This is a genomic window from Nocardia aegles (assembly GCF_052545135.1).
Genome location: NZ_JBQWRI010000007.1, coordinates 283,372 through 297,565, shown reverse-complemented (window position 1 = coordinate 297,565; position 14,194 = coordinate 283,372). Strand labels below are relative to the sequence as shown.

Here is a 14,194-nt window from a genome sequence, read left to right as displayed (position 1 = left end):
TCCCGGCCACCCGGCGGTCAATACCGGCCGAAGGCGAGCGCCACATTGTGCCCGCCGAATCCGAACGAGTTGTTCAAGGCGTAATCGATACGGCCGGTTCGGGTGCGGCCGTGCACCACATCCAGATCGATCGCGGGATCCTGATTGTCCAGATTCAGCGTCGGCGGCACGATTTCGTCCCGCACGGTGAGCACCGTGAGCACCGATTCCAGCGCGCCGACCGCGCCGATGGAATGACCGAGCGCCGATTTCGGCGCGTAGACCGACGCGTGATTGCCCACGGCCGCGCAGATCGCGCGCGCCTCCGCCGTGTCGCCGATCGGGGTGGCGGTCGCGTGCGCGTTCACGTGCGTGACATCCGTCTTGTCCAGACCGGCCGTCCGCATCGCCCGCGTCATCGCTCGCGCGGCGCCGGTGCCCTCGGGATCCGGCGCGACCAGGTGGAAGCCGTCCGAGGTGATGCCGGCGCCCATCAGCCGGGCGTGAACGGTCGCGCCGCGCGCTTTGGCGTGCTCCTCGGTCTCCAGCACCATCAGCGCGCCCGCCTCACCGAAGACGAAGCCGTCGCGGTCGGCGTCGAACGGACGCGAGGCACTCTTGGGCGCGTCGTTTCGGGTGCTCATGGCGCGCATCATGCTGAACGCCGCGATCGCGAGGGCCTGGATGGAACCCTCCACACCGCCGGCGACCATCACGTCGGCATCGCCCAGGACGATCATCCGCCACGCGTTGGCGATCGCCTCCGCACCGGAGGAACAGGCCGAGACCGGCGTCGTCACCCCAGCCCGCGCTCCGAGCTCCATCGCGACGCAGGCCGCGGCGCCGTTGGGCATCACGGCCTGGACGGTGTACGGCGACACCTTGCGGTAACCGCCGTTGCGCAGCTTGTCCCGAGCGTGGACGATCGCCTCCGCGCCGCCGAGCCCGGTGCCGACGGACACCCCCAGCCGGTGTTTGTCCACCTCCGGGCTGCCCGCGTTGCGCCAGACCTCTCGCCCGAGCACGACGGCCAGTTGCTCCACGTAGGCGAGCCGGTGGGCCTGCGCGGCATCCAGACACGCGGTGGGCGGGACCTTCAGATGCCCGCCGATCCGGACCGGCAGCTCGAATTCATCGATGAACTCGTCCTCCAGGACGTCGATGCCGCTGTCGCCGTTGAGCAGGCCTTTCCACGTGGAATCCACGTCACCCGCGATGGACGTGGTCGCCGCGAGGCTGGTGACCACGACAGCGGGAAACTGTCCGTTTCTGGTGGAAGGCATCTGCATGTCTCGCTCACTTTCCCTGGCGTCGCTCTGGAACGTCGTCGAGCAAAAGCAATGCGCGAGCGCGCCACCAGGATCGTGGGCGGCCCGTGCGGATGGCACTGGAGCGCAGGCGGATCGGCCGGTCATCACGTCCGGGTGCGATCTTCCTTGTGCATTATTGGAAAAGCGCACCGATCGCACGGCGTGACACGCGGACCGTACCAGGTGCCGGGGACGATGGTCGCGTTGTTCGGGGATCGCTTCGGACGACTCGAGTAACCTGCTCCCCGGGCACGGGACGCGCGGGCGGCGTCCGGTGTGGACGCGAGAAAGGGAAGGTCGTTGACGGGCGCGCGGATGGTCGGGCTGTTCGCCGGGATCGGCGGACTCGAACTCGGCCTCGGCAGACACGGCTGGCACACCGAGCTGCTGTGCGAGATCGAGCCCGGGGCCCAAGGCGTGCTCGCTGCCCGTTTCCCGGACGTGCCGCTGCATTCCGACATCACCCGGCTGCGCGCCATCCCGGCGGGAACGGAACTGGTCGCGGCGGGATTCCCGTGCCAGGACCTCTCCCAGGCCGGGCGCACCGCCGGTATCACCGGTACGCGGTCGGGTCTGGTCGACGAGGTGTTCCGCCTGGTCCGCCGCAAGCGGGGCCCGCGCTGGCTGCTGATCGAGAATGTGCCGTTCATGCTGCAACTCGGTCGCGGCGCGGCCATGCGGCACATCACGGGCGCGCTCGACGAGCTCGGCTACACCTGGGCCTACCGCGTGGTGGACGCCCGCGCGTTCGGCTTGCCGCAGCGCAGGCAGCGGGTGCTGATGCTGGCCTCCCGCACCGAGGACCCGCGCGCGGTGCTGTTCGGCGAGGACGCCGGTCCCCGCGCGATCGGCGACCCCGCGGCCGATCCCTGCGGCTTCTACTGGACCGAGGGGGTGCGCGGGCTGGGCTGGGCGGTGAACGCGGTTCCGACGCTGAAGGGCGGCTCCGCGCTCGGCATCGCCAGCCCGCCCGCGGTGCGACTGCCGTCCGGGGAGATCGTCACGCCCGGTATCGCCGACGCCGAACGTCTGCAAGGTTTCGACGCCGGCTGGACGGCGCCCGCGACCGAGGTGCCCGGCATCAGGAAGGGCCATCGCTGGAAACTGGTGGGCAACGCGGTGAGCGTCCGGATGGCGGCGTGGGTCGGCTCGCGGCTGGCCGCTCCGCTCGAACCGATCTCCGGCGATCAGCCGCTGGCGCCGGGCACCCCGTGGCCGGTCGCCGCGTGGGGGCACAACGGCGCCGCATACCGGGTGCCGGTCTCCACCTGGCCGGTGCACGAGCCGTACGAGGACCTGGCCCACTACCTCACCGACGCGCAGTTGCTCTCCGCCCGCGCGACGGCCGGATTCCTGCGCCGCACCACCATGGGCAGTCTGCGTTTCCCGCCGGGCTTTCTCGCCGACGTGGAAAGCCACCTCGATAGGATGGGCGGATCGGCGGCATGACCCGCAAGCCCACGACCGACGCGGCCACCAGCGCACGGATGGCGCGTCAGCGGCGCACCGGAACGGACCCGGAGCTGGCCTTGCGCCGGGAACTGCACCGGCGCGGGTTGCGCTATTTCGTCGATCGCGCACCGATCCGAGGACAGCGCAGGCGCGCCGACCTGGTGTTCCCGCGCAGGCGCGTCGCGGTCTACGTGGACGGGTGTTTCTGGCACCGCTGCCCGCAGCACGCCACCGATCCGAAGAACAACGCCGAATGGTGGGCGGCCAAACTAGCGGTCAACGTCGCCAGGGACCGGGCCACCGACGCGGCGCTCATCGCCGCGGGATGGCACGTGGTCCGCGTCTGGGAGCACGAGGATCCCGTCAGCGCGGCCGACCGCGTTCAGGCCGAGCTGTCAGCGGTGGCGCACCCGCACCAGTGAACGGGGAGCATGTGCGGCCAGATAGCCGGACGCCACCATCACCGTCATGACGGCGATTCCGGCGGCGGCAGTTGCGAAACCGAGCATGTGGACCTCCTCGAGTTGCAGCTGTCGACCAGCGTGCCGGGCGAAGCCGGCAAGACCCTGTGTGCCGGATGGTAATGATGTGTGCGGCCCGCCGCTGTCGGGCGCGCTCGAGCGACCAGCAGAATGAAGGCGTGACGAGTGGCCCGAAGATCTCCGTTCGGCGCCTGCGACCGGCGACGGTGCTGGTCGCCGCGGCGATCGCGATCGCTGGGGTCTGCTATTCGTCTTGGGTACTGCAATTCGTGCTCGGCATCGACCTCGACCCGGTCAACACGTTCCTCAGCGAACTGGACGCGGAGGGCAAGCCGTACCGGGAGGTGTTCGCGACCGCCGACCTGATCGTCGGGGCGGCGCTCATACCCGGGGCCATCGCCGGGCTGCTGCTGTTTCCCCGCCGCATGCTGACCGACGTCGGCTGGGTCGCGCTGCTGTGCTTCGGCGCGGCGACCGTCGCCGACGTCCTGCTGCCACTGCACGACTGCGTCCCCGGCGAGAGCGGATGCGGCGGCCCCAGCGAACTGTTCCCGCAACTGCACCAGCCGCACGCGCTGACGAGCACCCTGGCGGTCACCTCGATCGCGGTTGCCGCGTTCGCCTTCAGCCTCGCGGCCTTCCGCTACCGGCGCTGGCGGGTACTGCGCGAATTCGGCCTGGTGGTATTGGTGGTCGGGTCGCTCGCGACGGTATGGATGCTGGTGGCCGACAACCTGCCGGGAAACTATGCCCTCGGCATCGCCCAGCGGATCCAGGTCGGGGCGATGTCGCTGTGGTTGATCGCGCTGGCCGCCGCGGTGATCGTGGAGGAACGGAAACCTTCGAACGTCCCCGACGAACAGTGTGCGATGCTCTCGGACATGAGTGATCGCGTGAACATCGCCTCGGATTCGGAGTTCGAGGACATCGTCGGCTACTCGCGGGCGGTCCGGCTCGGCGATGTCGTCGCGGTCAGCGGCACGACCGCGTCGGCTCCCGGCGGCAGGGCGATCGGCGGCGACGACATCGGCGAGCAGACCAAGGAAACCCTGCGGCGCATCGCCTCCGCGCTGGAGGAGGCGGGTGCGAGCCTGACCGACGTGGTACGCACCCGCATCTTCGTCACCGATATCGCCCGCTGGCCCGAGGTCGCCAAGGCGCACGCCGAGGTCTTCGGCGAGATTCGTCCGGCCACGGCGATGTACGAGATCAAGGCCCTCATCACCCCGGCCTTGCTGGTGGAGATCGAGGCCGACGCGATCGTCGGCGGGTAGGTCACCGAGCGGGCTTCCCGCGGGTTCTCTCCCCCAGCCGGCGCCTGCCAGGCATCCAGCGCTGAGCCGGGCTCCGGTTCGTCGCCGACACGAACGGCATGGCCGGGCAGGCCCGCGGCGGTTCGGTCGTATCACGTTTCGGGGCTCGTCGTTCGCGGCGGACGAGGTTCTCTCTCGCTAGGGTCGACACCGTGACCACCGCCGCGCAGACCCCCGTGCGACTCGACACCGTCGCCGAGGCGACCGCACGCCTGCTCGACACCATCCGCGGCCTCGACGAGCACGCCGTCTCCGAACCCTCCCTCCTGCCCGACTGGACCCGCGGCCACGTCTTGTCCCATCTCGCCCGCAACGCCGACAGCCTGATGAACCTCCTGCTGTGGGCGCACACCGGCGTCGAGATCCCGCAGTACGCCCACCCGCTGCTGCGCGACGCCGACATCGAGGCGGGCGCACCCCGTCCGCTCGCCGAGCAACTCGCCGACAACGAGGCCGCTGCGACCCGATTTCTCGGCATCGCGCACTCACTCACCGACGACGCTTGGCGAGCACAGGTCCGCACCCGCCAGGGCCGCCGCATCCCCGCGACCGAAGTCCGGTGGATGCGCTTGCAGGAGGTCGAAATTCACCACGTAGACCTGAACGCGAACTACCACCCCGCCCACTGGCCCGCCGCATTCGTGGCCCGCATCCTCCCGCAGGCCACCGCCGACCTCACCCGTCTCACGGCCGAAACCCCCCTCGCCGTCACCATCCAGGCCACCGACACCGACTTCACCGCCACCATCGGCCCCGCCCCCACCCACACCATCTCCGGCCCCGCCCCGTCCCTCGCCGCCTGGCTCCTCGGCCGCAGCCCCGGCACCGACCTCACCGGCGACCTTCCGACTCTCCCGGCATGGAAATAACCACGAGTGCACACCACTGCGGTATCGGCCGAGGGCGGGTTAATGATCGTTTACTGAGACATCCCGTGGCCCTGCCCATTCCCGGAGCGCTGCGGCGAAACGCAGAAGTTGATCCAGTGACCGGCCGTCGTTGGCGCCCCTGAGCAACTCGGCGTACTCCTCGGCAGTGTATGGAAATCCGTCCGCGCCAACGATGTACATCGTGCCGTCGATGTGGGACTGCATCATCCCGATGGGTTCGCTCATCCCATCGCCACCGAGACAGCGCTCAACGCGTCCTGGAAGGGCCGGCAGCCACTACCGTGCCCGGAATGCCTCGCCAACAGCCAGCGGGCGTGTTCTACACCCTCGACGACGACCCCGGCGTCACAGTTGCCGGCGCGCAACTCCCACCGGTCGATTTCCTCCTGACCAGCGTGGGCCATCACCGCTCGCTCCTGGTGGTGTCGCGCCGCTCGTGCCGGTCGACCACGTACGCCGCGGCGTAGCAGATGACGGTGAGCACGAATCCGGCTACACCTATCACGATGGCGGGAAGAATTGCGGGCATCTCGGGTACCCCTCTGCGCGTCGTGTCCACTTGGTGTGCGCTCGACGTCGAGGGCTCTGTCCCCACCGATAAGGGTCCGGCACCACCCCGGCGCCGAGCGCTGGCGGTAAAGGTATGGGTTTGCCGTGCAGGAACGCTAGAAGTGTGCACGACTTTGCTCGAAGTCGTCTATCAGCCAACATAACCAGGCTTCTCCAGGGATCATGTAGGTAGCACGGGAAAACTCGTGCTCAGGACTAGACAGGGGGGCACGAACATGCGCCTACAGTTCCTCGGCAAGGGTGGCTCGGACGTTGGCGGATGCCCAACGCTGTATGCCACAGACCAAGGCTCGTATCTCGTCCAGGGATGGCAGACAGGCTCACCAGAATCTATCGAAATCCCGCACCTGTTAACCGGTTTCGCTGAAGCCGATACGTTCATCGGGGCAACGTTGACGGACACCGGCAGGGGCACCTTCACCCTCATCGGTCGTCCGATCGTCGAGCCTGAGACGCTGGCTCTGCTCGACCTTGCGCACAACGAGACTGCGATTGAAGTTCCGAAGATCAGGAGGACGTTCTACGGTGCTCTACCTTCAGTCTGAGCCGCCGGATTGGGCGGCTTTGTTCCGTGCTTGCACAGCCGAGGCGTTCCATCTAGAGGTCCGGGACGCCTACGCCGTGCCCACGGAGTCTGAGCGGTTCCGCCGCTTCCTCGCCGGAGAGCCAGCCTTGCTGGACGAGCACAAGGACCGGTGGAACGAGTTGATCAGAGAGACAACTGACCGCGGCGTGACCGTGAGCAGGGTGCGAGTGGTGACCGTTCCCCACACCGACTATCACCGCTGGCTGTTGTCGGTCACCGACAGCAACACGGCCGCGGGCGAAGATATCCGCTACCTGCCGCGGCATCTTGCCGGCGACGTACCGCCCGATGATTGGTGGCTGATCGACAACGAGCGGGTCGTCTACAACCTGGTCAACCAGAAGGGGAAGCCGGCGGGCCTTGCGGTAACCGCCGATCCGGAGATTATCGGGTACTGCCGCGCCGTCAAGGACCGGCTATGGTCATTGGCAATTCCGTTCGCGGAGTACGTCAGCCAGTGATGAATAACGTTCACGACGCGCGGGAAGCTCTGGGGGCACGGCTCCGGGAGCTTCGCCGCGCAGCTGGGCTCACGAATCGGAAACTTGCCCAGTTATCCGGCTGGCATGAGTCGAAGGTCTCGAAGATCGAATTCGGCCGGATCAAGCCATCCGACGAAGATATCCGAGCGTACTGTCTTCACGGCAACGCAACCGACCAACTTCCCGACCTGCTGGCGACGCTGCACAACATCGACGCCGCATACCTCGAATGGCGCAAAGTCCTCGGCACCGGCCTCGAGCGGCGACAGCAGAAGTCTCTGAAGCTCGAATCCGAAGCGACGTTCATCCGCGACTATCAACCACAGATCATCCCCGGTCTGCTCCAAACAGCCGAGTACGCAGCGGCCAAGCTGAGGCGGGGCATCGAATTCCACCAGGTGCCCGACGATGTCGACGAAGCTGTCTCGAAGCGGATGGAGCGGCAACGGATCCTCTACCAGCGAGACCACCGGTTTCATTTCCTCATCGGCGAGCAGTCCCTCTACACGACGGTTGGCACCGACGCGGTCATGATCGGACAGCTTGATCGGCTTTCCTCGATACTCGGGATGCCTCGCGTCACCCTTGGCATAGTCCCGGCCACGGCTGAAGCGCTGGTCGTGTCGACCAACTTTGTCATGTTCGACAACAGGCTTGTCATGGTCGAGGGGACAGCCGCAGAGTTGACCATCACCCAGCCGCGCGAGATAGCAACTTACAGCCGGGCATTCAGGACGCTTGGTGAGCAGTCCGTCACCGGGGCGGCAGCGCGCGAGATCATCTCCACAGCCCTCGAACGGCGAGCCAGCACCTAGCGGTGAGGTCGCGATCGTCACGTACCCAGCCACAAGCCGTCGCGGGTGCGGAAGTAGATCGAGCCGCCACCCTTGCGCCGTCGCAGAGCGTGCGCGCCCTTCGCGTAATAGGGCTCTGGTGCTACCGGTGAAGCTACAGTGCTCAAGACCCCGGTCGACTACGGCATGCTCGTGGTAGCTGCTGCCGTGATCGCCGGGGCGCTCATGCTGGTCCGCTGGCTGTGGACTAAGTAAACCCACCAGGTGGGGCGTCGGCGCAACGCCGTCCCACCGCCAGCATTACTCGCGTGGCGGACTCGAGTGTACGGGTTGTACCAGTTGTACGTGACTCGATCGCTAGCTGATGGTGGGAGCTGTAGTTGCAGTCGCTCGCGGTAGTCGTTTGCTTTGAGTTCGCTCGCGTATAGCTCGGCCAGTGCGGGGGTCAGGTCGCGGGAGACCATGAGGATCGAAGGCACCGACTTCCTGTCGCCTGCGATGGCAAGTTGTCCGTAGTGGATGGCCTCGGAGAGTTCAGCTTCGCGTGCCGCGGAAACGCCGAGAGTGAATATACGAACATTCGTGCCGTCTTGTGTCGGCGTCGTATCCGACGCGTTTTTGAAGAATAAATCGAACCGAATCCGAGCGCTCACGTTACGGGAATGTTTCAACACCCGGATCCGCCGCTTACAATTGTTACGGGTCACCGGCGAATCGCCAGAATGACGGTTACGTGGTGAAGACTCGAAGCATCGCGGATGATCACTGCGGGAATCACGCAGTCACTGAAATGTGTTCTGTAGCAACATATTTCGAAGACTTCCCGGCGTGCTGAGAACGATTAACCCGTGAAATACCCAATTCTTCCCGTTGTGACCATCAGGAAACATTCCCGGCCTGAACTGTATTCATCGGCCGATCAGACCGAGCCCCACCGGATCGGACGGCCGATTCAGCGATTACACAGCACCGCTTCCAGGAGAGAACGAACATGTCTGCTGCAATGAAGTCGACCGCGGAGATCGACAAGGCGATCGAGGACAACATCGCACAATCGTTGGCCGAAATTGCGCATCCGTCGCTGCCCAAGGGCACCAATCTCTACGGGTCGACCAAGATCTTCCCGGACTACCAGGCCGAGGCCGGCGAGACCTACTTCACGCTCGTCCACGGCATCGCGCACGAGTCGTCGGTGAGCTTCGTGGCGATCCTTCAGGCGACCCGCGCGCTGCGCAAGGGCTTCGAGTCCGCAATCTACTTCTATGGCCCTGGGGCCATCAATTGCCTTGGTACGCGCGGCTTTCCGACCACCGGCGACAGCGGTTTCCCCGGCGAGCAGAACATCAACGAGGCGTTGGCCACGTTCATCAACGAGGGCGGAAAGGTCTTCGCGTGCCGGTTCGGCCTGGCCCTGCACGGTGCGCGCGAAGAAGACCTCATCGAGGGCGTGATCCCCGCGCACCCTCTGGACGTGCAGGACGCGCTGATCCATTACGCCCGTAAAGGCGCCATCATCAACTCCACCTACCAGCTGTAGTCCGATAACCATGGCCGACTTGTCCACGCGGGTAGATCTCGCACTCCTTGGTATCCGTGCCGATGCGCCGGTGCAGCGCCGCTCCGGTGCCGGTCCCAGCGACGATGGTCATGTGCTGATCGGGGGTGTCGGCGCTGCCATCCCCATCCGGTCCGACAGTCCCTACGAGGTCATCGACAACCGGTTGCTACTCGACGGCACCGACCTCGGAATGGTCATCGAGCCGGTTCAGCGTCCCCACTTCTATGACCTGCACACCGCGGATGGCATCGCCTACGACCAGATCGCGAAGCTGCACGGCGCCGATGTACTGGCCACAACGGTCGTGCAGACCTGTGTCCGTTACGACGAGGAGCAGCGCTGCCGGTTCTGCTCCATCGAGGCATCGCTGACGGCCGGAAGCACCATCGCGGTCAAGCGCCCAGAGCAGCTCGCGGAGGTGGCCGAGGCTGCGGTTCGGCTCGATGGCGTCCGCCAGATGGTGATGACAACCGGAACCTCGGCCGCACCCGATCGTGGCGCGCGGCATCTGGCGCGTTGCGTGCGGGCGGTGAAGGCGGCGGTGCCGCAGCTGCCGATCCAGGTGCAATGCGAACCACCCAGCGAGCTGGCCGCACTCACCGAGTTGCGGGAAGCCGGCGCGGATTCCATCGGTATTCATGTCGAATCGCTCGATGATCACGTCCGCGCGCGATGGATGCCCGGTAAGTCGACGGTCCCGCTTTCGGACTACCGTGCCGCATGGACCGAGGCCGTGCGGGTGTTCGGCCGCAATCGAGTGTCGACCTATCTGCTCGTCGGGCTGGGCGAGGACTCGGACGAATTGGTCGCTGGCGCAAGCGAACTCATCGCGATGGGCGTCTATCCGTTCGTTGTACCGTTTCGCCCGCTGGCCGGTACTCTCGCGGTCGATGTCGACGGTGCCGGGCCACCGGCACCGCAGGTGCTGGCTGAAGTGAGCCGGCGCGTCGCCGCTGAACTGCGCCGTGCCGGGATGCACGGTAGCGGTCAGAAGGCCGGATGCGCGGCGTGCGGAGCCTGCAGCGTGCTGCAGAGCGCCGGAGGTTGAGATGGCGGCCAGTAGAATCGACACCTACCTGGTCGGAGATGCGACACCGCGCACCTCGGTTGAATATGTGTCTGGCGCAGGCGAATCCACGGACCACTGCGTGTTGTCCGGCGCTCCCGGCACCGCGGCGGCCAGAAGCGGGTACCTCATCCGGCTGGCCGACGGTCGGCAGTTGGCGACCTATCGGGCGCTTCGTCGCGACCATTTCGTCGTAGAACAGGGTTTGTTCGCCGGTAGCGATGCAGACGATATCGACGATGACCCGCGCACCCGAGTTCTGGTGGCGTTGGCACCTGATGGGGCACTGCTGGGCGGAGTCCGGGTGGCGCCGGCGAGCGCCGATGATCTCGGTTGGTGGACTGGCAGCCGACTGGTCGTGGACCGCCGACTCCACGCCCGCGGGGTTGGCCAGGCGCTGGTTCGGGCGGCCTGCGCGTTTGCGGAGGACAACAACGTGCTGCGTTTCGAGGCTACGGTCCAAGCCCGGTACGAATCGATGTTCACCCGCCTCGGGTGGATTCGACTGTGTCAGACCGAACTCGCGGGAGTCGCGCACGTGCGGATGTCCTGGCCGATCGACCGGATCGAACGACTCGCGCGCTCGACCAAGGCGATGCTCGGATCGGCACTTGCCCCGCTGGGTGGCCAGCCTTGGGGATTGGGCGGCAAGGGATTCCGAGGCGACGACGGTGCACTCGTGCCGAGCAGTGATCTGATCGCTGCATGCGACGCGATCATTCCGTCGATGGTCGAACGTGATCCGGAATGGGCGGGATGGTGCGCCGCCCTGGTCAACCTCAACGATCTAGCCGCGATGGGAGCCGAACCAGTCGGTCTTCTCGACGCGGTCGCCGCACCGAACCGATCGCTGTTGGACCGCCTTATGCGCGCACTGGCCCGGGCGAGCCATGCCTGGCGTGTACCCGTGCTGGGCGGCCACACCCAACTGGGAGTGCCGGCGGCGCTATCGGTCACAGCGCTGGGCCGAACCGAACAGCCAGTACCCGGCGGCGGGGGCAGGGTCGGGCATGAGCTGCGGCTGACCGTCGATCTCGGTGGCGGCTGGCGACCCGGGTATCGCGGCCGCCAGTGGGACTCCTCGTCCGCACGCACCGGCTCGGAACTGCGCGAACTCGCTCGCTTTGTCGCACGTACCGCACCGGCGGCCGCCAAGGACGTCAGTATGGCGGGTCTGGTCGGCACGGCGGGAATGCTCGCCGAAGCAAGTGGTGTCGGCGTCGAACTCGATGTCACTCGGATCCCCCGACCGGCCGACACCGCATTTGCCGAGTGGCTCACCTGCTTTCCGGGTTTCGCCATGCTCACCGCCGACCGGGCCGGGGCAACGATCGGTCCCACGGGTCCAGCTACCTCTGCGGTGTGCGGCGTACTGACCCCCACGTCGGGAGTGCGATTGCGGTGGCCCGACGGAACAACAACACAAGCGGTGGCCGGCCCGGTCACCGGACTGGGAGAATCATGAACGACGTCACCATCTCCGTCGCCGCAGCGGAATTCGGCCGCGATATGGATGAATGCTATGCGACCATCGCGGCATTGATCGGGCAGGCCCGCGAGCGCGGCAGCCATCTGCTGGTACTGCCGGAAGCATGCCTCGGCGGCTATCTGCCCAGCCTCGGCGGCGGTGACGAGACAGAGGAAGCCAAGCAACGCCGGCTACGCAGCCTCCCACCAGCCCTCGAACTGGATGGCCCCGAACTCCGGCGAATCGCGGGTATGGCCGGTGATCTCATCGTCACCCTGGGATTCTGTGAAGCCGACGGCAGCACCCGATACAACGCGGCGGTTACGCTCACCGGCGACGGCATCCTCGGATCATACCGCAAGGTACACCAGCCTCTCGGCGAAAACCTTTGCTACGCAGCGGGTTCCGAATACCGAGCGTTCGACACCCCGATCGGCCGGATGGGGATGCAGATCTGTTACGACAAAGCTTTCCCCGAAGCGGCACGCAGCCTCGCCCTGGACGGAGCAGAGATCATCACCTCGCTGTCGGCATGGCCGACTGCCCGCACCGCCGTCGTCGAACAACTCGCCGACGACCGCTGGACACAACGGTTCGACATCTTCGATCGGGCTCGGGCCGTGGAGAACCAGCTCGTGTGGGTGGCCTCGAATCAGGCAGGCACCTTCGGGTCGCTGCGCTTCGTCTGCAGCGCCAAGATCGTCGGCCCCGGCGGCGATGTGCTCGCTACCACCGGTACCGCCCCCGGTCTGGCCACCACCACCGTCGATGTCGGCGAGGCACTGCGGCTGGCCCGGCAGGGCGGGATGTACAACCTGGGTGACCGCCGCCCTGAGCTCTACCACCGGGTGGTTCAACCATTCGGCGTAGTGGGACAGCCGCTACTGCCTGACGCCATGGCGGCCACCCGTGCCTGAAATGACATTCGACCCACCCACCGTCGTGTCAGCGAATGCCGGAGGAAAACCATGATCGCCCACGACAACTCCGCTGTTGATTCCGAACATCACGATGTCATTGTCATCGGCGGCGGCCAGGCCGGACTGTCGGTCAGCTGGCACCTCGCCGCGCAAGGCATCGACCACGTCGTGTTGGAGCGCGACACAATCGCCCACGAGTGGCACGACAGCCGCTGGGAAAACTTCACTCTCGTCACCCCCAATTGGCAGTGCGTGCTGCCGGGATATCGCTACGACGGCCCCGACCCACACGGGTTCATGCGGCGTGGCGAGGTGTACGAGTGGCTGCGCCGCTACGTCGACACCTTCGACCCGCCGGTCCGCGAACATATAGCGGTGCTCTCGCTCGTTCCGGCCCCGGACGGCGGATTCGACATCAAAACAACCACCGGCCCACTGCATGCCGATCAAGTCGTGGTGGCCACGGGCGGCTACCACGTGCCGATCGTGCCCCGTTTCGCCGAGAAGCTGCCCGCATCGATCCATCAACTGCATTCCGCGCAATACCGCAGCGCCGCGCATCTGCCCGACGGCGCGGTGCTCGTCGTGGGTACCGGGCAATCCGGTGCACAGATCGCCGAGGACCTGCACCGCGACGGCCGCCGAGTACATCTGGCCGCCGGTGACGCACCGCGCGTGGCCCGCTTCTATCGAGGCCGGGACTGCGTCGCGTGGCTGCACGACATGGGCCACTACGACATCCCGATTCAGGAACAGCCCGGCGGTCTCGGCAAACGGGAGAACACCAACCACTATGTCACCGGCCGCGACGGTGGCCGTGACATCGACCTTCGGCAATTCGCACTCGAGGGCATGGCGCTCTACGGACGAATGACCGACGTGCGCAACGGCACCGCGCATTTCGCACCAACCCTCGAAAAGTCGCTCGATGCTGCCGACGCTGTGGCCGAAAGCATCAAGGACTCCATCGACGCCTACATCGCCCGCATGCACATCGACGCCCCCACGCAACCGCGCTACGTTCCGGTGTGGCGGCCCGAACACGAGATCACCGAAGTCGACTTGGCCTCCCACAACATCACCTCGGTGATCTGGTCGGTGGGCTATCGCACCGACTACCGGTGGCTGCGCGTCGGCGTGTTCGATGGCGAAGGCCACCCCTGCCACAACCGCGGCGTCACCGCTACGCCTGGCCTGTATTTTCTGGGGCTACCGTGGCTGCACACCTGGGGCTCGGGCCGGTTCGCTGCCATTGCCCGTGACGCCGAGTACCTCGCCGACCGGATCGAATCAGCGGTCCGCAAGGCCGCCGCGGCCTGAGGCA

At 66.5% G+C, this 14,194-nt stretch carries 16 protein-coding genes and 1 pseudogene; 13 read left to right on the top strand and 4 right to left on the bottom strand.

The genetic code is table 11. The features are described from left to right. Positions 1-17: 17 nt before the first annotated feature. Complete coding sequence (locus ACT89H_RS20925; protein WP_445110301.1) at positions 18-1,268, bottom strand: KasA/KasB family beta-ketoacyl-ACP synthase; 1,251 nt, start codon at positions 1,266-1,268, stop codon at positions 18-20. Between the two features lie 336 nt (positions 1,269-1,604). Here ACT89H_RS20925 and ACT89H_RS20920 point away from each other — a divergent pair, with 336 nt between their 5' ends. The 5 genes and pseudogenes from ACT89H_RS20920 to ACT89H_RS20900 all read left to right on the top strand — a co-directional run bounded on the left by ACT89H_RS20920 (position 1,605) and on the right by ACT89H_RS20900 (position 5,405). Beyond that, entirely contained in the window at positions 1,605-2,738 is a 1,134-nt protein-coding gene (locus ACT89H_RS20920; protein WP_445110388.1) for a DNA cytosine methyltransferase, read from the top strand. After that, the gene (locus ACT89H_RS20915) at positions 2,735-3,163 is read left to right on the top strand and encodes a very short patch repair endonuclease (RefSeq protein ID WP_445110300.1); all 429 of its coding nucleotides are present in this window, start codon (positions 2,735-2,737) and stop codon (positions 3,161-3,163) included. The genes ACT89H_RS20920 and ACT89H_RS20915 overlap by 4 nt, the downstream gene beginning before the upstream one ends. A gap of 155 nt (positions 3,164-3,318) precedes the next feature. Further along, positions 3,319-4,026 (top strand): annotated as a pseudogene (locus tag ACT89H_RS20910) (DUF998 domain-containing protein); the annotation flags it as partial. Positions 4,027-4,104: 78 nt separating this feature from the next. Continuing rightward, positions 4,105-4,497 carry a RidA family protein gene (locus ACT89H_RS20905; protein ID WP_445110387.1) on the top strand — a complete coding sequence of 131 codons (393 nt, stop codon included), beginning with the start codon at positions 4,105-4,107 and terminating at the stop codon, positions 4,495-4,497. Positions 4,498-4,688: 191 nt separating this feature from the next. After that, a complete protein-coding gene (locus tag ACT89H_RS20900; protein WP_445110299.1) occupies positions 4,689-5,405 on the top strand; it encodes a maleylpyruvate isomerase family mycothiol-dependent enzyme in 717 nt (238 codons plus the stop codon). 242 nt (positions 5,406-5,647) lie between these two features. Here the strand turns inward: ACT89H_RS20900 and ACT89H_RS20895 are convergent, their stop codons facing one another. After that, entirely contained in the window at positions 5,648-5,833 is a 186-nt protein-coding gene (locus tag ACT89H_RS20895; protein WP_445110298.1) for a hypothetical protein, read from the bottom strand. Then, positions 5,830-5,955 carry a hypothetical protein gene (locus ACT89H_RS20890; protein ID WP_445110297.1) on the bottom strand — a complete coding sequence of 42 codons (126 nt, stop codon included), beginning with the start codon at positions 5,953-5,955 and terminating at the stop codon, positions 5,830-5,832. The genes ACT89H_RS20895 and ACT89H_RS20890 overlap by 4 nt, the downstream gene beginning before the upstream one ends. A 256-nt stretch (positions 5,956-6,211) precedes the next feature. On the opposite strand from ACT89H_RS20890, the gene ACT89H_RS20885 reads away from it, so the two are divergent. The 3 genes from ACT89H_RS20885 to ACT89H_RS20875 are packed head-to-tail and all read left to right on the top strand — an operon-like array spanning position 6,212 to position 7,879. Beyond that, positions 6,212-6,541: a hypothetical protein gene (locus ACT89H_RS20885; RefSeq protein ID WP_445110296.1), complete on the top strand. Its 330-nt coding sequence runs from the start codon at positions 6,212-6,214 to the stop codon at positions 6,539-6,541. Next, on the top strand, positions 6,522-7,043 hold the full coding sequence (locus tag ACT89H_RS20880; protein WP_445110295.1) for a DUF6879 family protein: 522 nt from the start codon (positions 6,522-6,524) through the stop codon (positions 7,041-7,043). Before ACT89H_RS20885 ends, ACT89H_RS20880 begins: the two co-directional genes overlap by 20 nt. After that, the gene (locus tag ACT89H_RS20875; RefSeq protein ID WP_445110294.1) at positions 7,001-7,879 is read left to right on the top strand and encodes a helix-turn-helix domain-containing protein; all 879 of its coding nucleotides are present in this window, start codon (positions 7,001-7,003) and stop codon (positions 7,877-7,879) included. Before ACT89H_RS20880 ends, ACT89H_RS20875 begins: the two co-directional genes overlap by 43 nt. Positions 7,880-8,037: 158 nt before the next feature. Here the strand turns inward: ACT89H_RS20875 and ACT89H_RS20870 are convergent, their stop codons facing one another. Then, complete coding sequence (locus tag ACT89H_RS20870) at positions 8,038-8,511, bottom strand: hypothetical protein (protein WP_445110293.1); 474 nt, start codon at positions 8,509-8,511, stop codon at positions 8,038-8,040. 350 nt (positions 8,512-8,861) lie between these two features. Between ACT89H_RS20870 and ACT89H_RS20865 the strand changes: the two genes are divergently transcribed. The 5 genes from ACT89H_RS20865 to ACT89H_RS20845 are packed head-to-tail and all read left to right on the top strand — an operon-like array spanning position 8,862 to position 14,190. Then, the gene (locus tag ACT89H_RS20865; protein WP_445110292.1) at positions 8,862-9,395 is read left to right on the top strand and encodes an MSMEG_0572/Sll0783 family nitrogen starvation response protein; all 534 of its coding nucleotides are present in this window, start codon (positions 8,862-8,864) and stop codon (positions 9,393-9,395) included. A 10-nt stretch (positions 9,396-9,405) separates the two neighbouring features. Then, the gene (locus tag ACT89H_RS20860; protein WP_445110291.1) at positions 9,406-10,464 is read left to right on the top strand and encodes an MSMEG_0568 family radical SAM protein; all 1,059 of its coding nucleotides are present in this window, start codon (positions 9,406-9,408) and stop codon (positions 10,462-10,464) included. A gap of 1 nt (position 10,465) precedes the next feature. Then, entirely contained in the window at positions 10,466-11,947 is a 1,482-nt protein-coding gene (locus ACT89H_RS20855) for an MSMEG_0567/sll0787 family protein (protein WP_445110290.1), read from the top strand. Then, entirely contained in the window at positions 11,944-12,867 is a 924-nt protein-coding gene (locus tag ACT89H_RS20850; protein WP_445110289.1) for a carbon-nitrogen hydrolase family protein, read from the top strand. The genes ACT89H_RS20855 and ACT89H_RS20850 overlap by 4 nt, the downstream gene beginning before the upstream one ends. Positions 12,868-12,918: 51 nt before the next feature. Continuing rightward, positions 12,919-14,190: an MSMEG_0569 family flavin-dependent oxidoreductase gene (locus ACT89H_RS20845; RefSeq protein ID WP_445110288.1), complete on the top strand. Its 1,272-nt coding sequence runs from the start codon at positions 12,919-12,921 to the stop codon at positions 14,188-14,190. The last annotated feature ends 4 nt before the right edge of the window (positions 14,191-14,194 follow it).

What these genes read in the sequence shown, in the direction of transcription:
- ACT89H_RS20925 (WP_445110301.1), bottom strand. Translation starts at nt 1,268, where the DNA reads ATGCAGATGCCTTCCACCAGAAACGGACAGTTTCCCGCTGTCGTGGTC.
- ACT89H_RS20920 (WP_445110388.1), top strand. Translation starts at nt 1,605, where the DNA reads ATGGTCGGGCTGTTCGCCGGGATCGGCGGACTCGAACTCGGCCTCGGC.
- ACT89H_RS20915 (WP_445110300.1), top strand. Translation starts at nt 2,735, where the DNA reads ATGACCCGCAAGCCCACGACCGACGCGGCCACCAGCGCACGGATGGCG.
- ACT89H_RS20905 (WP_445110387.1), top strand. Translation starts at nt 4,105, where the DNA reads ATGAGTGATCGCGTGAACATCGCCTCGGATTCGGAGTTCGAGGACATC.
- ACT89H_RS20890 (WP_445110297.1), bottom strand. Translation starts at nt 5,955, where the DNA reads ATGCCCGCAATTCTTCCCGCCATCGTGATAGGTGTAGCCGGATTCGTG.
- ACT89H_RS20885 (WP_445110296.1), top strand. Translation starts at nt 6,212, where the DNA reads ATGCGCCTACAGTTCCTCGGCAAGGGTGGCTCGGACGTTGGCGGATGC.
- ACT89H_RS20875 (WP_445110294.1), top strand. Translation starts at nt 7,001, where the DNA reads ATGGTCATTGGCAATTCCGTTCGCGGAGTACGTCAGCCAGTGATGAAT.
- ACT89H_RS20865 (WP_445110292.1), top strand. Translation starts at nt 8,862, where the DNA reads ATGAAGTCGACCGCGGAGATCGACAAGGCGATCGAGGACAACATCGCA.
- ACT89H_RS20860 (WP_445110291.1), top strand. Translation starts at nt 9,406, where the DNA reads ATGGCCGACTTGTCCACGCGGGTAGATCTCGCACTCCTTGGTATCCGT.
- ACT89H_RS20855 (WP_445110290.1), top strand. Translation starts at nt 10,466, where the DNA reads ATGGCGGCCAGTAGAATCGACACCTACCTGGTCGGAGATGCGACACCG.
- ACT89H_RS20850 (WP_445110289.1), top strand. Translation starts at nt 11,944, where the DNA reads ATGAACGACGTCACCATCTCCGTCGCCGCAGCGGAATTCGGCCGCGAT.
- ACT89H_RS20845 (WP_445110288.1), top strand. Translation starts at nt 12,919, where the DNA reads ATGATCGCCCACGACAACTCCGCTGTTGATTCCGAACATCACGATGTC.